The organism is Pseudomonas sp. ADAK2 (assembly GCF_012935755.1).
GTDB lineage: Bacteria > Pseudomonadota > Gammaproteobacteria > Pseudomonadales > Pseudomonadaceae > Aquipseudomonas.
Genome location: NZ_CP052862.1, coordinates 2,491,767 through 2,512,304, shown reverse-complemented (window position 1 = coordinate 2,512,304; position 20,538 = coordinate 2,491,767). Strand labels below are relative to the sequence as shown.

The 20,538-nt window shown below is 61.2% G+C and carries 23 protein-coding genes and 1 riboswitch; of the genes, 18 read left to right on the top strand and 5 right to left on the bottom strand.

What is annotated here, in order from left to right:
- The first annotated feature begins 23 nt into the window (after window positions 1-23).
- Window positions 24-563 (top strand): C40 family peptidase, encoded by a 540-nt coding sequence (locus HKK52_RS11730; RefSeq protein ID WP_169370957.1) that lies wholly within the window; start codon window positions 24-26, stop codon window positions 561-563.
- Between the two features lie 21 nt (window positions 564-584).
- Complete coding sequence (locus tag HKK52_RS11725) at window positions 585-1,232, top strand: O-methyltransferase (protein ID WP_169370956.1); 648 nt, start codon at window positions 585-587, stop codon at window positions 1,230-1,232.
- A gap of 72 nt (window positions 1,233-1,304) precedes the next feature.
- Here HKK52_RS11725 and HKK52_RS11720 read toward each other — a convergent pair whose 3' ends face one another.
- On the bottom strand, window positions 1,305-2,618 hold the full coding sequence (locus tag HKK52_RS11720; protein WP_169370955.1) for a PQQ-dependent sugar dehydrogenase: 1,314 nt from the start codon (window positions 2,616-2,618) through the stop codon (window positions 1,305-1,307).
- A gap of 66 nt (window positions 2,619-2,684) precedes the next feature.
- On the bottom strand, window positions 2,685-3,269 hold the full coding sequence (locus HKK52_RS11715) for a hypothetical protein (RefSeq protein ID WP_169370954.1): 585 nt from the start codon (window positions 3,267-3,269) through the stop codon (window positions 2,685-2,687).
- 153 nt (window positions 3,270-3,422) lie between these two features.
- A riboswitch (cobalamin riboswitch) is annotated at window positions 3,423-3,654 on the top strand.
- Window positions 3,655-3,735: 81 nt separating this feature from the next.
- Between HKK52_RS11715 and cobO the strand changes: the two genes are divergently transcribed.
- The 14 genes from cobO to HKK52_RS11650 all read left to right on the top strand — a co-directional run bounded on the left by cobO (window position 3,736) and on the right by HKK52_RS11650 (window position 15,093).
- Window positions 3,736-4,347, top strand: coding sequence for a cob(I)yrinic acid a,c-diamide adenosyltransferase (cobO, locus tag HKK52_RS11710; protein WP_169370953.1), 612 nt, complete (start codon window positions 3,736-3,738; stop codon window positions 4,345-4,347).
- A complete protein-coding gene (locus HKK52_RS11705) occupies window positions 4,344-5,639 on the top strand; it encodes a cobyrinate a,c-diamide synthase (RefSeq protein WP_169370952.1) in 1,296 nt (431 codons plus the stop codon). The genes cobO and HKK52_RS11705 overlap by 4 nt, the downstream gene beginning before the upstream one ends.
- On the top strand, window positions 5,636-6,292 hold the full coding sequence (bluB, locus tag HKK52_RS11700) for a 5,6-dimethylbenzimidazole synthase (protein ID WP_169370951.1): 657 nt from the start codon (window positions 5,636-5,638) through the stop codon (window positions 6,290-6,292). The genes HKK52_RS11705 and bluB overlap by 4 nt, the downstream gene beginning before the upstream one ends.
- Complete coding sequence (gene cbiB, locus HKK52_RS11695) at window positions 6,289-7,197, top strand: adenosylcobinamide-phosphate synthase CbiB (RefSeq protein ID WP_169370950.1); 909 nt, start codon at window positions 6,289-6,291, stop codon at window positions 7,195-7,197. The genes bluB and cbiB overlap by 4 nt, the downstream gene beginning before the upstream one ends.
- Window positions 7,190-8,182 carry a threonine-phosphate decarboxylase CobD gene (cobD, locus tag HKK52_RS11690; protein WP_169370949.1) on the top strand — a complete coding sequence of 331 codons (993 nt, stop codon included), beginning with the start codon at window positions 7,190-7,192 and terminating at the stop codon, window positions 8,180-8,182. The genes cbiB and cobD overlap by 8 nt, the downstream gene beginning before the upstream one ends.
- Window positions 8,179-9,630, top strand: a complete 1,452-nt coding sequence (locus tag HKK52_RS11685) for a cobyric acid synthase (protein WP_169370948.1) — start codon at window positions 8,179-8,181, stop codon at window positions 9,628-9,630. The genes cobD and HKK52_RS11685 overlap by 4 nt, the downstream gene beginning before the upstream one ends.
- Before the next feature lie 46 nt (window positions 9,631-9,676).
- The gene (gene cobU / locus HKK52_RS11680; RefSeq protein ID WP_169370947.1) at window positions 9,677-10,198 is read left to right on the top strand and encodes a bifunctional adenosylcobinamide kinase/adenosylcobinamide-phosphate guanylyltransferase; all 522 of its coding nucleotides are present in this window, start codon (window positions 9,677-9,679) and stop codon (window positions 10,196-10,198) included.
- Window positions 10,195-11,250, top strand: coding sequence for a nicotinate-nucleotide--dimethylbenzimidazole phosphoribosyltransferase (gene cobT / locus HKK52_RS11675; RefSeq protein WP_169370946.1), 1,056 nt, complete (start codon window positions 10,195-10,197; stop codon window positions 11,248-11,250). Before cobU ends, cobT begins: the two co-directional genes overlap by 4 nt.
- Entirely contained in the window at window positions 11,247-11,822 is a 576-nt protein-coding gene (gene cobC / locus HKK52_RS11670) for an alpha-ribazole phosphatase family protein (protein ID WP_169370945.1), read from the top strand. The genes cobT and cobC overlap by 4 nt, the downstream gene beginning before the upstream one ends.
- 2 nt (window positions 11,823-11,824) lie before the next feature.
- On the top strand, window positions 11,825-12,562 hold the full coding sequence (locus HKK52_RS11665; protein ID WP_169370944.1) for an adenosylcobinamide-GDP ribazoletransferase: 738 nt from the start codon (window positions 11,825-11,827) through the stop codon (window positions 12,560-12,562).
- A gap of 138 nt (window positions 12,563-12,700) precedes the next feature.
- On the top strand, window positions 12,701-13,105 hold the full coding sequence (locus HKK52_RS11660; RefSeq protein ID WP_169370943.1) for a MarR family winged helix-turn-helix transcriptional regulator: 405 nt from the start codon (window positions 12,701-12,703) through the stop codon (window positions 13,103-13,105).
- 52 nt (window positions 13,106-13,157) lie between these two features.
- Window positions 13,158-14,366: an MFS transporter gene (locus tag HKK52_RS11655; RefSeq protein WP_169370942.1), complete on the top strand. Its 1,209-nt coding sequence runs from the start codon at window positions 13,158-13,160 to the stop codon at window positions 14,364-14,366.
- Window positions 14,363-14,485 carry a hypothetical protein gene (locus HKK52_RS32780; protein WP_272900299.1) on the top strand — a complete coding sequence of 41 codons (123 nt, stop codon included), beginning with the start codon at window positions 14,363-14,365 and terminating at the stop codon, window positions 14,483-14,485. The genes HKK52_RS11655 and HKK52_RS32780 overlap by 4 nt, the downstream gene beginning before the upstream one ends.
- Window positions 14,486-14,541: 56 nt before the next feature.
- Window positions 14,542-15,093, top strand: a complete 552-nt coding sequence (locus HKK52_RS11650) for a glutathione peroxidase (protein ID WP_169370941.1) — start codon at window positions 14,542-14,544, stop codon at window positions 15,091-15,093.
- A gap of 89 nt (window positions 15,094-15,182) precedes the next feature.
- On the opposite strand, the gene HKK52_RS11645 is transcribed toward HKK52_RS11650, so the two are convergent.
- The 3 genes from HKK52_RS11645 to HKK52_RS11635 form a co-directional block, all read right to left on the bottom strand.
- A complete protein-coding gene (locus HKK52_RS11645) occupies window positions 15,183-16,454 on the bottom strand; it encodes an OmpP1/FadL family transporter (protein WP_169370940.1) in 1,272 nt (423 codons plus the stop codon).
- Between the two features lie 146 nt (window positions 16,455-16,600).
- The gene (locus tag HKK52_RS11640) at window positions 16,601-17,083 is read right to left on the bottom strand and encodes a hypothetical protein (protein ID WP_169370939.1); all 483 of its coding nucleotides are present in this window, start codon (window positions 17,081-17,083) and stop codon (window positions 16,601-16,603) included.
- Between the two features lie 276 nt (window positions 17,084-17,359).
- The gene (locus HKK52_RS11635; protein ID WP_003214941.1) at window positions 17,360-17,584 is read right to left on the bottom strand and encodes a hypothetical protein; all 225 of its coding nucleotides are present in this window, start codon (window positions 17,582-17,584) and stop codon (window positions 17,360-17,362) included.
- 982 nt (window positions 17,585-18,566) lie between these two features.
- On the opposite strand from HKK52_RS11635, the gene HKK52_RS11630 reads away from it, so the two are divergent.
- Window positions 18,567-18,890 carry a sel1 repeat family protein gene (locus HKK52_RS11630; protein WP_169370938.1) on the top strand — a complete coding sequence of 108 codons (324 nt, stop codon included), beginning with the start codon at window positions 18,567-18,569 and terminating at the stop codon, window positions 18,888-18,890.
- A 175-nt stretch (window positions 18,891-19,065) separates the two neighbouring features.
- Complete coding sequence (rmuC, locus tag HKK52_RS11625; RefSeq protein ID WP_169374230.1) at window positions 19,066-20,430, top strand: DNA recombination protein RmuC; 1,365 nt, start codon at window positions 19,066-19,068, stop codon at window positions 20,428-20,430.
- Window positions 20,431-20,538: the final 108 nt, after the last annotated feature.

The following is a 20,538-nucleotide window of genomic DNA, read 5'->3' as shown; positions in this document are numbered from 1 at the left end:
CAGCCAGATCAGGTGTTCCGCTTATGACGATGTCAGCCCGCCTCACCCTGATGCTCTTCGCAGCGCTGCTCAGCGCCTGCGCCAGCCGCACACCACCGCCTTCTGCGCCCGTGGTTCGTGCCCCGATTGTTTTCAGTACCTCTCCATCATTCTCGCCTGAAGCCGAAGACGTGCTGTTTCGTGCCTTGGGCCTGGTGGGCACGCCGTATCGCTGGGGCGGCAACACGCCGGATTCCGGGTTCGATTGCAGCGGCCTGATCGGATACGTCTACCGTGACGTCGCCGGCATTTCCCTGCCGCGCACCACCCGCGAGATGATCAGCATGCAAGCGGCCAACGTCGGCAAGGAAGGCTTGCAAACCGGTGACCTGATTTTCTTCGCCACCAACGGCGGCTCCCAGGTCAGCCACGCCGGGATTTATGTCGGTGAAGGCCGCTTCGTCCATGCGCCGGCCACGGGCGGCACGGTGAAGCTCGACAGTCTGTCCAAAGCCTACTGGCAGAAAGCCTATCTGAGCGCCAAACGGGTGTTGCAACCTGAGCACTTGGCGCGTAATCAGTAATTTTCCCGGCAAGAGGTTGTCATGACCGCTCGCACGCTTAATCTCGACGATTCCCTGTATCACTACCTGCTCGACGTTTCCCTCAGGGAAACGCCGCTGCTCAAGCGTTTGCGCGATGAAACCCAGGCGCTGCCCATGGCGCGCTGGCAAGTGGCGCCGGAGCAAGGGCAATTCCTCGCGTTGCTGGTCAAGCTCACCGGCGCCAGGCGTTTGCTGGAAGTCGGCACCTTCACTGGTTACAGCGCCTTGTGCATGGCGGCGGCGCTACCGGATGACGGCTCGCTGATCTGTTGCGATATCCCCGGCGACTACAACGCCACCGCGCGGCATTATTGGCAGGAGGCGGGTTTGGCCGCGCGCATCGACTTGCGCCTGGCGCCGGCGCTGGAAACCCTGGCGCAACTGTCAGGGCCGTTCGATCTGGTCTTCATTGATGCCGACAAGGCCAATTACCCGAGTTATCTGGAGCACGCCCTGCGGTTATTGCGGGTGGGTGGTTTGGCGGTATTCGATAACACGTTGTGGAGCGGGCGGGTGCTGGAGAGCAATCCCGAAAGCGCGGACACCCGGGCCATCCAGGCGCTCAATCGAGCGCTGAAGGATGACGCACGGGTGGATCTGTCGTTGTTGCCGATTGGCGATGGGTTGACGCTGTGCCGCAAAAGGTAAACGGATGCCGGAAAAGATCGCAGCCTTCTGCAACTCCTGTAACGGATTGCCGAAGACTGCGATTTTTTGCGTTTATTTAACCGCCGAAACCCGCCACACCTTATTCCCCACATCATCCGCCACCAGCAAATCCCCCTGCTGATCGATCACCACACCCACCGGCCGGCCCAAGGCATTTTCATCCTTGTCGAGGAACCCGGTCAGCACATCCACCGGCTGCCCGGTCGGTTTGCCCGCCGTGAATGGTACGAAAATCACTTTATAGCCGCTGTGCGGTTTGCGGTTCCACGAGCCATGTTGGCCCACGAAGGCGCCGTTGGTGAACGGTGCTGGCAACTTGCTGCCTTCGGCAAAGGTAAAGCCCAACGAGGCGGTGTGCGGGCCCACCGCGTAATCCGGGGCGATGGCTTTGGCCACCATATCCGGGTTCTGCGGCTCGACGCGCACGTCGACGTGCTGCCCGTAATAGCTGAACGGCCAGCCATAGAAGGCGCCGTCCTTGACCGAGGTGATGTAGTCCGGCACCAGGTCGCTGCCGATTTCATCGCGCTCGTTGACCGAGGTCCAGAGTGCGCCGCTGTTCGGTTCCCAGCCCATGCCATTGGGGTTGCGCAGGCCCGAGGCGAAGATCCGGTGGTTGCCGGTGGCGCGGTCGACTTCCCAGATCGCCGCGCGACCTTCTTCCTTATCCAGGCCGTTTTCGCCGACGTTGCTGTTGGAGCCCACGGTCACGTACAACTTGCTGCCGTCCTTGCTGGCGATGACGTTCTTGGTCCAGTGGTGATTCAACGTGCCGCCCGGCAGGTCGATGACCTTCATCGGTTCTGACTTGATCGCCGTATCGCCGGTTTCATAGTGGAAACGCAGCAAACGATCGGTGTCGGCGACATACAGGTCACTGCCGACCAGGGTCATGCCGAAGGGCGAGTTGAGGTTTTCCAGGAACACCGTGCGCGTTTCGGCCACGCCATCGTGGTCCTTGTCCCGCAGCAGCGTAATACGATTCGGGCTCGGCACGCCGGCACCGGCGCGGCCCATGACTTTCTTCATCACCCAGCCACGAATACCCGTGCCGTCATCGGGCTTGGGTGGCGCGTTGGTTTCGGCCACCAGCACATCACCGTTGGGCAGTACATAGAGCCAGCGCGGGTGATCGAGATTTTCGGCAAAGGCCGCGACCTGCGTGCCTGCTGCCGCGGTAGGTTTGGCACCGGCCGGCCAGCCGATCGCCGGGGCAATATTCACCGTCGGGATCAGGGTTTTATTCGGTTCTGGCAACTTGGGCGACGGGCCGGTGCCGTCTGTGACTTGCAGGCTGGACGTCTCACCGCAGGCAACAAGCCCTCCGGCGAGCGCGATGACGAAAACGAGCTGGGGCTTGCGCATGCTGATCTTCCCTATGAATGCACTGTTTAATCATAGAGGAGAAACAAAGCGCGATGGTTCAACCCGTCAACCACGGGCCTCTTTGAGCAGCACGGCGATGCCGGGGTGATAGTGACCAGCTTCGTTACGCAACTTGCGGTAGGCGTAGGGGAAATACCAGGCCACGGCGCAGGTGTGTTCCTTTTGCAGGTCGTCGACCATGTCCTGCAATTCTTCCGGGGTCGCGCTTTGCTGGGCCTTTTGCGGCGCGACAAACAGGCAGCCGAGTTTCAGGTCGCTGGCGTAGCTGATGCGCTTGGCGTCGCTGGCGATATCGGCCAAGGCTTGTGTCAGGTTCAGGCTGTTGACCTTTGGCCAACGCTGGGTCGTCTGGAGGTAAGCGCGTTCTTCACTGCTGGCGATAAACAGATCGGCGCGGGCATTGCGTTCGCCTTCTTCGAGCTGTTTACGGGTCGGCGTTTGTTGCAACGTGACCATTTCCGCCATCCAGGCCGCCGCCGACAGCAGGCTGAGATTGGCTTTTTCGTCAAACCAGTACGGCGTATCGTTATCGCCGCGCACGGCGTTGTAGCGGTCGATACAGTCAAACCAGCGTTCCAGCAGCGGGCGCAGGAATTCCAGCTTCGGATTGCTGATGATCATGCCTTGCATGTGGCTCACCCTTGTTATTGTGTTGTGGGATGTGGCTCTTTGATATCACTGCTGGGAGTGTGGCACAAGATTCGCGGCAGATAATTGATTGACGGCAGTTTTTCGCCCGGCGGCGTCCCGGCTTTAATTGACGCTCCACCCCCAACCCTCTAACCTTCGCGGCTTGTTTCAGGTGCTCTGTGGCTGCGGTCGACAGAGTGAAACAGGGAAGCCGGTGAGTGCGTTCATTCGACGAATGAACAACCACGATCCCGGCGCTGCCCCCGCAACGGTAAATGAGTGAAAAGCTGCGCCTTGAGCCACTGTGTTGAAAAACATGGGAAGGCGCGCAGCCAGGCGCAAGCCGCTCATGAGCCCGGAGACCGGCCTGATCCATCCAGCGGCATCACGGTGGGCGATGCCAGGCTTCTTGCCGTCTATTCTTGTGCCTGCCCGCCGTTATCCAGCCTCAACGGAGAGCTCCCCCATGACTGATACCCCCGATCGTGACGAACGCCACCTGGCGCGCATGCTGCGCAAAAAAGCCGTGATTGACGAGCGCATCGCCAACTCGCCGAACGAATGCGGCCTGCTGCTGGTGCTGACCGGCAACGGCAAAGGCAAAAGCAGCTCGGCCTTCGGTATGCTCGCCCGCTCCATGGGCCACGGCATGCAGTGCGGCGTGGTGCAGTTCATCAAGGGCCGCAACAGCACCGGCGAAGAGTTGTTCTTCCGTCGCTTCCCGGAACAAGTGCGCTTTCATGTGATGGGCGAGGGCTTCACCTGGGAAACCCAGGACCGCCAGCGCGACATCGCCGCCGCCGAAGCCGCATGGGCCGTGTCCCGCGAATTGCTGCGCGATCCGTCGATTGGCCTGGTGGTGCTGGATGAATTGAACATCGCCCTCAAGCACGGTTACCTCGATCTTGATCATGTGCTCAGCGACTTGCAGGCCCGCCCACCGATGCAACACGTGGTGGTCACCGGTCGCGGCGCCAAGCCGGAAATGATCGAGCTGGCCGACACCGTCACCGAAATGAATGTGATCAAGCACGCGTTCCAGGCCGGGATCAAAGCGCAAAAAGGCGTCGAACTGTGAATCAACCCCGTCATTGCCCTGCGGTACTCATCGCCGCGCCGGCCTCCGGTCAGGGCAAGACCACCGTCACCGCCGCGCTGGCCCGGTTGCATCGCAATCAGGGGCGCAAGGTACGTGTGTTCAAATGCGGCCCGGACTTCCTCGACCCGATGATTCTCGAGCGCGCCAGCGGTGCGCCGGTCTATCAATTGGACATGTGGATGGTCGGCGAGCAGGAAAGTCGTCGGCTGTTGTGGGAAGCCGCCGGCGAAGCCGATCTGATCCTGATCGAAGGCGTGATGGGCTTGTTCGACGGTACGCCCTCCAGCGCCGACCTGGCGCGGCACTTCGGCGTGCCGGTACTCGGTGTGATCGACGGCACCGCCATGGCCCAGACTTTTGGCGCACTGGCCTTGGGCCTGGCGAAGTATCAGCCGGACTTGCCGTTTGCCGGCGTCCTGGCCAACCGCGTCGGCACTTTGCGTCACGCGCAATTGCTCGAAGGCAGCCTCACCGAAGGCTTGCGCTGGTACGGCGCGTTGTCCCGGGAAACCGGGATCGAATTGCCCAGCCGTCACCTCGGTCTGGTCCAGGCCAGTGAGTTGAACGACCTCGACCTGCGCCTCGATGCGGCGGCGGATGCGTTGGCCAGCAGTTGCGAGGTAGCGCTGCCACCCGCTGTCGAGTTCGCCGCCCCGGACGTGATAACTGCGGAACCGTTACTCAAAGGCGTGCGCATCGCCGTCGCCCGGGACGAAGCATTCGCCTTCACCTACGGCGCCAGCCTGGATCTGCTGCGAGCGATGGGCGCCGAGTTGACGTTTTTCTCGCCGATCCGCGATACCCATTTGCCCGAAGCTGACAGCCTCTATCTGCCGGGCGGTTACCCCGAGCTGCACCATGTAGCGTTGTCGAAAAACACGTCGATGCTGAGCGCAATCCGGGCACACCATAAAGCCGGTAAACCCTTGCTCGCCGAATGCGGCGGCATGCTGTATCTGCTCGATTCCTTGACCGATGTCGAAGGCACGCGCGCTGAACTGGTCGGCTTGTTGGCCGGTGATGCCGTGATGCAAAAGCGTCTGGCCGCGCTGGCGTTGCAAGCCGTCGAACTGCCCGAAGGCTTGTTGCGCGGGCACACCTATCACCATTCATTGACCAGCACCGAGCTGGAGCCGATTGCCCGGGGCCTTAGCCCGAACGGCGGGCGCGGGGCAGAAGCGGTTTATCGTGACGGGCGGATGACTGCTTCCTACGTGCACTTTTATTTTCCGTCCAACCCGCAAGCGATGGCGGCGTTGTTCAAGCCATGAAGCCAGAAGATCTTGCGTTCAGCGAGGCTGAGCGCGCGGCGGTCTACCGAGCCATCGGCGAACGTCGCGACATGCGCCACTTCAGCGGCGGTACGGTCGAACCGCAACTGCTGCGCCGCCTGCTTGAAGCCGCGCACCAGGCACCCAGCGTCGGCCTGATGCAACCGTGGCGCTTTATCCGCATCAGCGATAAAGCCCTGCGCGGGCAGATCCAGCAACTGGTGGAAGAAGAACGGATCCGCACCGCCGAAGCCCTCGGCGAACGCACCGATGAATTCATGAAGCTCAAGGTCGAAGGCATCAACGACTGCGCCGAAGTGCTGGTTGCCGCGCTGATGGACGACCGCGAGCGCCACATCTTCGGCCGTCGCACCTTGCCAGAGATGGACATGGCCTCGCTGTCCTGCGCGATCCAGAACCTGTGGCTGGCCTCCCGCGCCGAAGGGTTGGGCATGGGCTGGGTCTCGCTGTTCGAGCCGCAAGCCCTGGCCGACCTGCTGGGTTTGCCCGCCGGGGCCAAGCCGCTGGCGGTGCTGTGCCTCGGCCCGGTCAAGGCATTCTATCCGGCGCCGATGTTGGTACTCGAAGGCTGGGCGCAGGCGCGTCCACTCAGTGAGCTGCTGTATGAAAATTATTGGGGAGTGAGTCAATGAGTGTGGCGTTGTTGAGTGTCGCCGCGGTGGCGCTGGATGCGCTGCTGGGTGAACCCAAACGCTGGCATCCGCTGGTGGCGTTCGGCGGTTTTGCCGATCGCATCGAGCAACGTTTCAACTCCGGTGGCCGTGGCTGGCGCAGTCATGGCGTCACTGCTTGGGTGATCGCGGTGTTGCCGCTGACCTTGTTGGCGACGGCATTGTCCTGGGCGCCTTACGTCGGTTGGCTGGTCGAGATTCTGGCGCTGTATTGCGCCCTCGGCATGCGCAGCCTCGGCGAACATGTCGAGCCGGTGGCCAAGGCCCTGCGCAGCGATGACCTGGACGAAGCGCGCAAACGCGTGGGGTATCTGGTCAGTCGCCAGACCAGCGAACTGGATAAAACCGAAGTCGCCCGCGCCGCCACCGAATCCGTCCTGGAGAACGGCAGCGATGCGGTATTCGCCGCGCTGTTCTGGTTTGCCGTCGCCGGCGCGCCGGGCGTGGTGCTCTATCGTTTGAGCAACACCCTCGACGCGATGTGGGGCTATCGCAACGAACGCTTTGAACGCTTCGGCTGGGCCGCGGCGAAGATCGACGACGTCCTCAACTACATTCCTGCACGCCTGGTGGCGTTGACCTACGCGCTGCTGGGCAAAACCCGACTCGCATTGAAATGCTGGCGCACCCAAGGCCCGACCTGGGACAGCCCGAACGCCGGGCCGGTGATGGCGGCCGGTGCCGGTGCGTTGGGCGTGGAGTTGGGCGGGGCGGCGATTTATCACGGCGAACTGCATCAGCGTCCACAACTCGGCGAAGGCCCGGCGGCGGATGCCGACTCCATCGACCGTGGCTGGCAATTGGTCCAGCGCGGCGTATGGTTATGGCTGCTGATTCTCTGCGTGGGAGCGGAATTCTATGCTTGAGCACGGTGGCCGGTTGCGCAAGGCAGCGCTCGAATACGGCATCGCCGAAGCCGATTGGCTTGACCTCTCCAGCGGCCTGGCGCCGTGGCCGTTTCCGGTCCCGGAGATTCCGCTGCGGGCTTGGGCGCGACTGCCGGAAACCGATGACGGTCTGGAGCAGGCTGCTTGCGATTATTACGGCGCCGCGCAAGTGCTGCCGGTGGCCGGTTCGCAGATGGCGATCCAGTTGCTGCCGCGTCTGCGTCGGGCCGGCAAGGTCGGCGTGCTGTCGCCGTGTTACGCCGAACACGCCGAAGCCTGGCGGCGCAACGGCTACATCGTGCGCGAAGTGCTGGAGCAGGAAGTCGACTTCTTCCTCGACAACCTCGACGTGCTGGTGGTGGTCAATCCGAACAACCCGACGGGCCTGAGCCTGAGCCCGAGTCGCCTGCTCGACTGGCACTCGCGACTGGCCCAGCGCGGTGGCTGGCTGGTGGTCGACGAAGCGTTCATGGACAACACACCGCAGCTGAGCATCGCGCCGTTTGCCAATCAGGTCGGCTTGATCGTATTGCGTTCCTTCGGCAAGTTTTTCGGTCTCGCCGGGGTGCGGCTGGGCTTCGTCCTGGCCGAGCGCAAGTTGCTTAAATTGCTGGCCGAGCAAGTCGGACCTTGGGCCGTCAGCGGCCCGACCCGAGTGCTGGGTCAAGCCTGTTTGCAAGACACCGAAGGCCATGCCCGGCAACGGCTGCGCAGCGAGGAAGCGAGTCAGCGTTTGGCCGCATTGCTGGAACGCTACGACCTCAAGCCCCAGGGCGGTTGCGCCTTGTTTCAATGGCTGATCACCGAGCGCGCCGAGGAGCTGCATGGCTTCATGGCCCGGCTCGGCATTCTGCTGCGGCTGTTCACGAATAACAGCAGCCTGCGTTTCGGCCTGCCCGCCGACGCCACCGAAGAAGCCCGCCTCGAACAAGCCCTGCAAGCCTTCGCCAAGGAAATCCAATGACTACGTTGATGGTGCAGGGCACCACGTCCGACGCCGGTAAAAGCACGTTGGTGACGGCGCTGTGCCGCTGGGTCACGCGCCATGGCGTCAGTGTCGTGCCGTTCAAGCCACAGAACATGGCGTTGAACAGTGCCGTGACGGCTGACGGTGGCGAGATCGGTCGCGCCCAAGCGGTGCAGGCCCAGGCCGCCAACCTCGAGCCGCACACCGACATGAACCCGGTGCTGCTCAAACCCAACAGCGACACCGGCGCCCAAGTGATCATTCATGGTCGCGCCGTCACCACCATGAACGCCGTGGCCTATCACGACTACAAGGCCATCGCCATGCAAGCGGTGCTGGCCTCCCACCAACGGCTGAGCGCGGCGTATCCGGTGGTGATGGTTGAAGGCGCGGGCTCGCCGGCGGAGATCAATCTGCGTGCCGGCGACATCGCCAACATGGGCTTTGCCGAAGCGGTGGATTGCCCGGTGGTGCTGATCGCCGATATCAATCGCGGTGGGGTGTTTGCCCATCTGGTGGGGACGCTGGAGTTGCTGTCGCCGAGTGAACAGGCGCGGGTTAAAGGTTTCATCATCAACCGTTTTCGCGGCGACATTGCCTTGCTGCAACCGGGCCTCGACTGGCTCGAAGAACGCACCGGCAAACCGGTGATCGGCGTGCTGCCTTATGTGATGGACCTGCACCTGGAAGCCGAGGACGGCATCGACCAGCGCCAGACCGACAAGGCTGATCAAGTGCTCAAAGTGGTGGTGCCGGTGCTGCCGCGCATCAGCAACCACACCGATTTCGATCCGCTGCGTTTGCACCCGCAAGTGGACCTGCAATTCATCGGCCCCGGCCAGGCGATTCCAGCCGCTGACCTGATTATTCTTCCGGGCTCGAAAAGCGTACGCAGCGATCTCGCGTACCTGCGGGCCAACGGTTGGCACACGGCGATCTCCCGACACTTGCGCTACGGCGGCAAAGTGCTGGGGATTTGCGGTGGCCTGCAAATGCTCGGCGAACACGTCCACGACCCGCTGGGCCTGGAAGGCGCGCCGGGTTCCAGTGCCGGGTTGGGTTTGCTGGCGTTCGAAACCTTGCTCGAAGAAGAGAAGCAACTGCGCAATGTGCGTGGGCGGCTGGCGCTGGAGAATGCCGAGGTCAGCGGCTATGAAATCCATGCGGGCGTGACCACTGGGCCGGCGTTGGAAAACGCTGCCGTGCAGTTGGACGATGGTCGCTGCGATGGCGCGCAAAGTGTTGATGGGCAGATTTTCGGCACCTATTTGCATGGGCTGTTCGAGTCACCGGCGGCGAGCAGCGCGCTGTTGCGTTGGGCCGGGTTGCAGGATGTGCAGGACGTGGATTATCACGCCTTGCGCGAGCGCGATATCGAGCGCTTGGCGGATTTGGTGGAGAAGCATTTGGATACTCGGCTGCTGCGAGAGCTTTGTGGGTTTTGAAGACGCCTTCGCGGGCAAGAACACCGACGATTTTAAGGAATGAACCATGCTCCAACTAATCCTCGGCGGCGCCCGCTCTGGCAAAAGCCGCCTGGCTGAAAAACTCGCCACAGACAGCCAACTCCAGGTCACCTACATTGCCACCAGCCAACCCTTGGACGGCGAGATGAACGAACGGGTCGCTCATCACCGCGCCCGTCGTCCCGCCGAATGGGCGCTGATCGAAGAGCCTCTGGAACTGGCCCGCATCCTGCGGGAAAACGCCAGTGCCGAGCGTTGCCTGCTGGTGGATTGCCTGACCCTGTGGCTGACCAATCTGCTGATGCTCGACAACCCCGAGCGCCTGACGGCCGAGCGGGATGCCTTGCTGGACTGCCTGGCCTCGCTGCCGGGTGAAATCATTTTTGTCAGCAACGAGACCGGAATGGGTGTCGTGCCGCTGGGCGAATTGACTCGCCGCTATGTCGATGAAGCCGGTTGGCTGCATCAAGCCCTGGCTGAGCGCTGTCAGCGCGTCGTCCTGACCGTCGCCGGCCTGCCCCTGACTCTGAAAGGAACTGCGTTATGACTCAATCCTGGTGGCTGAACCCGTGCAAGCCAGTCGATGCGGCCATCGTTGAACAGGCCGAGGCCCGTCAACAGCAACTGACCAAACCGGCTGGCTCGCTCGGTCGGCTGGAATCAGTCGCCGTGCAACTGGCCGGTTTGCAGGGTCAGGTCAAGCCGAGCCTCGATCAGCTGTGGATTGCGATCTTTGCCGGTGACCATGGCGTGGTTGCGGAAGGGGTGTCGGCGTTTCCCCAGGCAGTCACCGGGCAGATGCTGCACAACTTCGTCACCGGCGGCGCGGCGATCAGCGTGTTGGCGCGGCAATTGGGCGCTCAACTGGAAGTGGTCGATCTCGGCACCGTCACGCCTTCATTGAACCTGCCGGGCGTGCGGCATCTGAATGTCGGACCGGGTACGGCCAACTTTGTGAACGGCCCGGCCATGACCGTCACCCAAGGTGAACTGGCGTTGCAGGCCGGTCGCGACAGTGTGTTGCGCGCCACTGCAAGCGGCGCGCAGTTGTTCATCGGCGGCGAAATGGGCATCGGCAACACCACCGCAGCCAGCGCTTTGGCCTGTGCCTTGCTCGATTGCCCGGTGGTGCATCTGACCGGGCCGGGCACCGGGTTGAACGCGGCGGGTGTCAGCCATAAAGCGCAAGTCATTGAACGTGCGCTGGCCTTGCATGGCGCCCAGCGTGGCGATGCGCTGCAAACCCTGTTCAACCTCGGCGGGTTTGAGATTGCGGCGTTGGTCGGTGCCTATCTGGCCTGCGCTCAGGAAGGCGTGGCGGTGCTGGTGGACGGCTTTATTTGCAGCGTCGCGGCGTTGGTGGCGGTGCGCTTGAATCCGGACTGCCGTGAGTGGTTATTGTTCGGCCATCGCGGTGCCGAGCCCGGCCATCGTCATGTGCTGGAAACCCTGAACGCCGAACCGTTGCTTGACCTTGGTCTGCGCCTGGGCGAGGGCAGTGGTGCTGCGTTGGCAGTGCCGTTGTTGCGTCTGGCCTGCGATCTTCACGGGCAAATGGCGACGTTCGCGGAAGCGGCCGTGGCGGATCGTCCGGCATGACCCTGCGCCTGGATCTATTGCGCCACGGCGAGACCGAACTCGGCGGAGGGCTGCGTGGCAGCCTCGACGATGCTCTGACCGACAAGGGCTGGGCGCAGTTACGTGCCGCGGTGATCGGGCAGGGGCCGTGGGATCGTCTGGTCAGTTCGCCGTTGCAGCGTTGCGCGCGGTTTGCCGAAGAACTCGGTGGGCAACTTGGCTTGCCGGTGCAGTTGGAAAAAGACCTGCAAGAACTGCATTTCGGCGCATGGGAAGGGCAGAGCACGGCGCTGTTGATGCAGACCAGTGCCGAAGCGTTGGGGTTGTTCTGGACCGATCCCTATTCGTTCACGCCGCCCGAGGGGGAACCAGTGGCTGACTTCTCCGCGCGAGTGCTGGCGGCGGTCGAACGGTTGCACACCACCTATGCGGGTGAACGGGTGTTGCTGATCACCCACGGCGGGGTCATGAAGCTACTGCTGGCCCAGGCCCGTGGCTTGCCCCGCGAACAGTTGCTCACCGTCGAAGTCGCCCACGCTTCGTTGCATTCGCTGGCGGTCGGCGCCGGCCCGTTGTTACGGGAAGCGCGCTGATCATGTTGCCGTTCTGGATCGCCCTGCAATTCTTGAGCAGCCTGCCGATTCGCCTGCCGGGGATGCCGGCGCCTCAGGAATTGGGGCGTTCGCTGCTGTTTTATCCGCTGGTGGGGCTGCTGTTCGGCGGTCTGTTGTGGGCGCTGAACGGACTGTTATCAGGCGCGCCATTATTGCTTCACGCGGCATTGCTGCTGACCCTTTGGGTCGTGCTCAGCGGTGGGTTGCACCTGGACGGCCTGGCCGACAGCGCCGATGCGTGGCTTGGTGGGTTCGGCGACCGGGAGCGCACCCTGACCATCATGAAAGACCCGCGCAGCGGGCCGATCGCGGTGGTGACCCTGGTGTTAGTGTTGCTGCTGAAATTCGCCGCGTTGCTGGCGTTGATCGAGCAGGGGCAGGGCGTTGTCTTGATCATCGTTCCGTTGATCGGGCGTGCGGCGTTGTTGGGGTTGTTCCTGACTACGCCTTATGTGCGGGCTGGCGGATTGGGGCAGGCACTGGCTGATCATTTGCCTCACAAGGCGGGTTGGCAGGTGTTGGCAGTCAGTGCGCTGGGTTGTGTGGTGATCGCGGGGCTTTTCAAAGGCCTGGTTGCGCTCGTGCTCGCGGCGGCGGTGTTTGTCTGGTTGCGCCAGGTGATGATGCGGCGATTGGGTGGCACGACTGGCGATACGGCGGGGGCGTTGCTGGAATTGCTGGAGATGGCTGCACTCGCAGGACTTGCGCTAATCCCGTAGGAGCGAGGCTTGCCCGCGAAGAACTCACCGCGGCATCTCAGATAGACCGCGTTATCGTTCTTCGCGGGCAAGCCTCGCTCCTACAGGGTTATGTATCAAAAATTTGCTTTCATTTAACCGCGGGTATATACACGCACCATGCTCGACTCTCAATGTTTATGTACCAACCTGCGTCGCGCCGCCCGTGGCGTCAGCAGGCATTACGACGGCGCTCTCGACGGCTTCGGGATCAACGTTGCCCAGTATTCTTTACTGTGCAACCTGCAGCGCCTGGATCAACCGAGTATTTCCACCCTGGCCGAGGCCATGGGGCTGGACCGCAGCACCCTCGGGCGCAATCTGCGCGTGCTGGAGGGCGAAGGGCTGGTGACGCTGGTCGAGGGCGCGGACATGCGCAATCGCATCGTGATGCTCACCGAGGCTGGCGCTGAACGCCTGGCAGCCGCCTTGCCGGCTTGGGAAGCGGCGCAGCAGCGGTTGATCGATCGCTTGGGCGCCGAAAAACGTGAAACCTTGATCAGATTGCTGGACGAACTGGCTTGATGCCGGTTTGTTCGATCTTAAGCGGGTATATACCCGCTACCGGAGAATAAGAATGACATCGATGTGGCGTACTTGCGGTTGGGTGTTGGTGGGGAGTGCGCTGATTCTTGCATTGTCCTTGGGTGTACGGCACGGCTTCGGCTTGTTCCTGGCGCCCATGAGCGCCGAGTTCGGCTGGGGCCGCGAGACATTTGCCTTTGCCATTGCCTTGCAGAACCTGATCTGGGGCCTGGCGCAGCCGTTTACCGGTGCTTTGGCGGATCGCTTCGGTGCGGCGAAAGTGGTGCTGGTCGGTGGTGTGTTGTACGCCGCGGGCCTGATCTTGATGGGCATGTCCGACTCGGCGGTGACCTTGTCCCTGAGCGCCGGCCTGTTGATCGGTATCGGCCTGTCGGGCACTTCGTTCTCGGTGATCCTCGGCGTGGTCGGTCGCGCAGTGCCGCCGGAGAAACGCAGCATGGGCATGGGCATCGCCAGCGCCGCCGGTTCCTTCGGCCAGTTCGCCATGTTGCCCGGCACGCTGGGGTTGATCGGCTGGCTCGGCTGGTCCGCTGCGTTGCTGGTGCTGGGCCTGTTGGTGGCGCTGATTGTGCCGCTGGTGAGCATGCTCAAGGACAAACCGCTGCCGACCCTCGGCCACGAACAAACCCTGCCCGAAGCCTTGCGTGAAGCCTGTTCCCATTCCGGGTTCTGGCTGCTGGCGTTCGGCTTTTTTGTCTGCGGTTTTCAGGTGGTGTTCATCGGTGTGCACCTGCCGGCTTATCTAGTGGATCAGCACCTGCCGGCCACGGTCGGGACCACGGTGCTGGCGTTGATCGGGCTGTTCAATATCTTCGGGACGTATACGGCAGGCTGGCTCGGCGGGCGGATGTCCAAGCCGCGCTTGCTCACCGGTTTGTATCTGTTGCGCGCGGTGGTGATCGGGTTGTTCCTGTGGGCGCCGGTGACCACGACCACAGCCTATCTGTTCGGCATGGCCATGGGCTTCCTGTGGTTGTCCACGGTGCCATTGACCAACGGCACGGTGGCGACCTTGTTCGGCGTGCGAAACCTGTCCATGCTCGGTGGGATTGTTTTCCTGTTTCACCAGCTCGGCTCGTTCCTCGGCGGCTGGTTGGGCGGGGTGGTGTATGACCGGACCGGGAGCTACGACTTGATCTGGCAGGTAGCAATTCTCTTGAGCTTGTTGGCAGCCGCCCTGAACTGGCCGGTGCGCGAGCAGCCAGTGACGCGATTGCAAACCCAAATGAGTGCGATATGAACAGTCTCTGGCCGCGGATTATTGTCGTGGGTGTCGGCGCCTTGCTGCTGGCCCTGGCCTGGTGGGGCTGGCATCAGGGCGGACTGGCGCTGATGCAGTTGGGCATGGGTGCTTGCTAGGGTGTTGCGAGGGCGAGTAACGTCGCCTTCTGACGATATCTCAAGGATGCACCGACATGCTCAAACGCTGGCTTGCAGTCCCCGCGTTGCTGATGGCGTTCACCGGATTGGCACAAGCGGCCGAGTGTCCGGAGCTGTTGCAGGGCTCGTTGCCCAAGTTGCGCGCCAAGGAATCCATCGATTTGTGCCAGCGTTTTGCCGGCAAGCCGCTGGTGGTGGTCAACACCGCCAGCTTCTGCGGGTTCGCCCCGCAGTTCAAAGGCCTGGAGGCGCTGTATCAGCGTTACAAGGACCAAGGGCTGGAGGTGGTCGGCGTTCCGTCCAATGACTTCAAGCAGGAGTCCAAGGATGGCGCTGAGACCGCCAAGGTCTGCTACGTCAACTACGGCGTGACCTTCACCATGACCGAGCCGCAGAAAGTTCGCGGTGACGACGCCACTCACTTGTTCAAGATCCTCGCCGAGCAAAGCAGTGCGCCGAAGTGGAATTTCTACAAGTACGTGGTCGATCGCCAAGGCAAGGTGATCGCCAATTTCTCCAGCCTGACCAAGCCCGATAACCCTGAATTCATCGAAGCCGTCGAGAAAGCCCTGGCCTCGAAACCCTGATCGCCGCCCATTAAAAAGCCCCGCCTCTGGACAAGAGTGCGGGGCTTTTTCGATTCAGGTGGCGAGCGGTTCAGGCTCGCCTTGAATCATCAGAAGCGGTAGGTCGCGCCAACACCAAAACCGTTCGCATAGTTTTGGTATTTAGCATCGTAGCTCTGGCCGCGGTCGTTGCTGTTGGCGACCTTGACCGACTCTTCACGCAGGTACGAGTACGCCACGTCGATGGTCAGGTCGTCGGTCGGGCTCCAGCCGGCGCCCAGGCTGAAAATCTTGCGATCGCCAGTCGGGATGCGTGGGGAACGGTCGACGTTGTTGGTCGGTGCCTGGTCAAAGGACAGGCCGGTGCGCAGGACCCATTCCTTGTTCAACTGGTAGGACGCGCCGATGGCGTGGGCCCAGGTGTCGTGCCAGTTCTGTTCTTCGGTAATCGAACCGAACTGACCGTTGAGGATGGCCGGAACACCTTTGTTTTCAACGGTGATTTCTTTCAGGCGGCTCCAGCGAGTCCAGGTGCTGCCTGCGTACAGGGTCCACTTGTCGTCGAGCTGATGAGTCACCGAGAAGTCCACCGATTCAGGGGTGGTCAGGTCCAGCGAGGCGTCGTACTTCTGGCTTGGGTTTTGACCCACTGCACCGAGGACACCGTAGTTGACCTTAGTATTACCCTCGAGCTTGTACTTCACTTTCGAGTGGTAGGTCAGGCCGACACGGGTGCTGTCAGTGGCTTGAACCAGCAAGCCGATGTTGTAGCCCAGTGCAGTGTCGTCGCCTTTGATCTTGACCTGGCCATCGGGCGCTGCCTGGGTAATCGACAGGTTCGATTCCAGCTTGCCGTCGATACGGTTGATGGTCGGGCCGAAACCGATCGACACCTTGTCGTTGAAGGCGTAGCTCACGGTCGGTTGCAGGGTGACGACTTTTACGTCGCTGGTGCTACCGAAGTAGCGGCCGGCAAAACCGTGCTCGTAGTCGGTCACCAGGCCGAACGGTGCGTAAACACCAACACCGACTGCCCATTTGTCATCGATAGGCTTGACGTAGTAGCCCATCGGCACGGCGATGAACGGCACCATGTCGCCGTCGTTGCTACCGCTGTTGGGGCTGGAGCTGGCTTTGCTGATGTTGGTATGTGCGTCGAGCATTGCAGCACCGCCGGTGACCTGTTCGCGCTTGATGCGGGACATGCCGGCAGGGTTGCCAAAAATTGTGCTTGCGTCATCGGCAGATGAAGATCGCCCAGCAAAACCTGTACCCATCCCGCTAATGCTTTGTTCGTTGATGGCGAAGCCACTTGCGAAAAGCTGGGTGGATGCCAAGGTAACGGCGAGGCTAAGGGTGGTTTTGAGCATTACTTTTTTCATTATTAGAACTCCTGGTGATCACCGGGGCGAAAATTACCAACATTTTCGTCCCAGCGCTATAGCCTGTATGCGTTGAGTTAGAGCGGTTTTGTAGGACAATCCGACCAGAATCGCGACCGGTTATGGGATCTTGTGAAACCGGGTGGTCAGCAAGCGACCTGATTCAGCGATGAAACACAGGTCTGCCAGGCGCAGGTAAAGTCACGCAGGCGTCCTTGAGGCTGGAAGGTCTGGCGCCAGATTCGGGCCATGCCCATCACATCATCGGGATCGGGGAGGGGAGTGTTTTGTTCTTCTACCAGCAGCCAGGCGATGGCGGTGGCGTAACGCAGGTTGACGGTTAATTCCAGGTGCGGGCTGCTTAAAAAGGCGTGTTGGCTGGCCAGGCCTCGGACCAGGCTCGCTCGTTCAGGATCAAGCGCCAGGTAGTGATCCCAGAGGGCCCGGTGGCGGGGTTCGGCGATTCGGTACAAGCCGTGCCCACGGCGGTCATGGAGGGCGGAGCCAAGGGCGGACTGGCTGGCGGCGATGCCCAGCAGCAGGGATTCGGCAGTTGCGCTATGGCGCCCGAGGTAAATCAAGGTCGGGCGGATCACATAACGGCACAGTTCGCTGGCAGCGATACCCATAAAGCCCTCGAAACATGAAATGGGCGGCGATACCTGAAGGGGGGCTTGGCAGCAATGAATCGACTCAGGCTCGCCGGAAGCGGATCAAGCCGCTTGAGTTGAAGTGTAGTGTCATATTCGCGACGTAAAGGCCTGTTTTTAAAATATTTCCGGCTGCCAGTTATAACCGTTATATCGGTTAGTACTTAGGCCGTGGGTGGGGAAAGAGAAATATCAGGCAATAAAAAGCCCCGCTTTTTGAGCAGGGCTTTTGAGGTTTTCAGTCTTTCTGGCGTCTCAGGCAACCAGTGCCTGGCGAGTACGATCGATCACGGCCTGCAGCGGTTCAGCGCTGGAGTATTGATCGGGGTACAGGCGTTCGCTGTGACGGGCGATGCCGTGTTCGTTGACCAGAGTGAAGCTGAAGCAGCCTTTGCGAGCGGCCATGATCAGGCAGTTCATTGGTGCAAAAGCGTTGGTTAGGGTGCGAATGGCATCCTGAGTATGGATTTGAGTAGACATTATTAGGTGTTCCTACAAGCGACACGGATAAGAACCGTGCAAAATTAATACGTTCCAGTGACGACGACCACCATTGGTCGAACGAAGAACCCGACTGGAACAAAGCAGCCAGTTTGAAGCGCTGATAATTGGCGCGCTTGGGCTGGCAGGTAGGTACTTAGGAGGGCAGGCAACACATCAAGGGCAAAGGTTCTGGGCCCGGGGTGAAGATCCTGATCAATTTGCAGGCTGGTTCGGTCAGAGTAAGTGAGCTTCGCAACACCCTTTGCATTCATTTCAAAGGCAGTGTTGACGCAAGGTTTACCTGGAAACCATCGAGGTGGTCGATCCCGCTTTGTCGGTGGAGGCTTCTCAAGGGAAGGCTGACCGGGGGGATTTGTTCGACCAGAATTGACTTTCAGCTTGGTACTAACGCCGCGGATACTAACGGATTGAATTGGAGAAAGGAAGTGTGTTAGCCAAAAAGATTGTTGGCAGTGCCATTCAACCGCTTCGAGGGGCGTGATTATAGGCTGTAAACACTAGGCTTGCCCTGTAATGGCACAGGATTTAACCGTTGGTCGTCGAGCCTCAATGAGCGTGAATCAAGGTTTTGCCCAGGCTTATCCCCAGGCTTGGCAGCAAAACGCGCCGAAAAAGCGCATCGATATAACCGCCGTGAAGGTACTTGTGCACATAAGTTGCGCAGGCTGTCACGCCACTGTCACCTTGGCATCAAACGCAGTGGGTGCCTGTAATGAAAATTTAAGTCAATGAAAAACATCGCTTTTTTTTACTGGTGAAAAAATCGTCAGTTTGACTGCGAGCCCCATTCCACAGGGCTTTGCGAGAGTTCAAGGTGGGTTGTCCACTGAGTTATCCACAGCTTCTGTGGATTGTCCCAAGCGCTTGCTCTAGGACGGGCGTGCCGGGTTTTTTCGACTTTACCTGTACGAAAAAAAGAGTAGAGTGGCGCGCCTTCCGATCTGCCCCACAGTGCTTTATGAAGTTTCGCTCAGTATCAACCGCTGTTACCGCAACCCCCCCTGTTGTTACCCCGACCAAGCGCTTTTCCCTGCGTGTGGCCGAGTGGCTTCTGGATAGCCCGCGCCTGGGCGACAACCCCAACGTCAAACACTTCGCCGGACGTTTGCTCAAGCAACCCGCTCGTGAAGGTGTGGTCGCGGCGCAAAGCCGCCTGGGCCAGTTGATGTGCCGCGAGTGCGGCAACGCCCGGGATCGGCGCATCGGTCACGACATGCTGCGCCAGGCCGCCCGCGCCGGTGACCGCCGCGCCCAGCAGGAATTGGGGCTGACCGAAGACTGAGCTGTCCAAGACCTGACGCCTTGGTTAACCTTCAAGCTTTATCTCATCGGCAGGAGTGGCTATGGCTATCGACTTGACCAGCATATTGCTCGGTCTGGCAGGCGCGGCATTGCCATTGCTGGCACTGGCCTGGCAAATCCAGCGCCGGGCGAGCGCCGGACAGGCCGACGTGGCGTTGCTGGAAGAACGGCTGGCCATGGCCCAATTGGCCCAGGACGGCTTGAATGCCCAACTCGATGCGTGCCGCGACGAAATCGGCGACCTGAGCCAGGCCAACTCCACCAAACAAGCTGATCTTGCCGCGCTACGCCGTGAAGTCGAACTGCTGCAGATCGAGCGCGACGATGCCCGCGACGCGGCCCACGCCTGGAATATCGAGCGTGCTGGCAAAGAGGCTGAGTTGCGTCGCCTCGACGCGCAAGCCGCCTCCCTCAACGCCGAGCTGCGCGAACAACAGGAAAGCCATCAGCAACGCCTCAACGACCTCCAGGGCTCGCGCGATGAATTGCGGGCGCAGTTCGCCGAACTGGCGGGCAAGATCTTCGACGAGCGCGAGCAGCGTTTCGCCGAAACCAGTCAGCAGCGCCTGGGGCAGTTGCTCGATCCGTTGAAGGAGCGCATCCAGTCTTTCGAGAAACGCGTCGAAGAAAGCTATCAAGCCGAGGCCCGGGAACGCTTTTCCCTGGCCAAGGAGCTGGAGCGCCTGCAACAGCTGAACCTGCGCCTGAGTGACGAAGCCACCAACCTCACCCGAGCCTTGAAAGGGCAGAAGACCCAGGGCAACTGGGGCGAGTTGATTCTCGAGCGCGTGCTTGAGCACGCCGGCCTGGAGAAGGGCCGTGAGTACCAGACCCAGGTCACCCTCAAAGGCCCGGACGGTGAACGCTTCCAGCCGGACGTGATCATTTACCTGCCCGGCGACAAGCAGGTAGTGGTCGACTCCAAGGTCAGCCTCACGGCGTACCAACAATACGTCGCGGCCGAAGACGATGCCATCGGCCAGATCGCGATCAAGCAACACGTGTTGTCCCTGCGCAATCACGTCAAAGGCTTGTCCGGCAAGGATTACAAGCGACTCGATGGCTTACACAGCCTCGATTTCGTTCTGCTTTTTGTTCCGATCGAAGCGGCATTTTCCGCGGCCTTGCAGGCTGAGCCGACGCTGTTTCAGGAAGCCTTCGACCGCAACATCGTGATCGTCAGCCCGACCACATTGCTCGCCACGTTGCGGGTGATTGACAGCCTGTGGAAGCAGGAACGCCAGACCCAGAACGCCCGGGAAATCGCCGAGCGGGCAGGGTGGCTGTACGACAAGTTCGTGTTGTTCATCCAGGACCTGGACGAAGTCGGCAATCGCTTGCAGCAATTGGATAAAGCCTACAGCTCGGCGCGCAACAAGCTGACGGAAGGGCGCGGCAATCTGGTCAGCCGCAGCGAACAACTGAAGTTGCTGGGCGCGCGGGCGAGCAAGAGCTTGCCGGCGGATTTGCTCGAGCGGGCGATGACCGATGTGGATGGGTTGGCTGAGTTGCCCGAATAGCTGATCGTTCCCACGCTCCACGTGGGAATGCATCCCGTGACGCTCTGCGTCACAGCAGCAGAAGCGGACGCGGAGCGTCCATGGCGGCGTTCCCACGCAGAGCGTGGG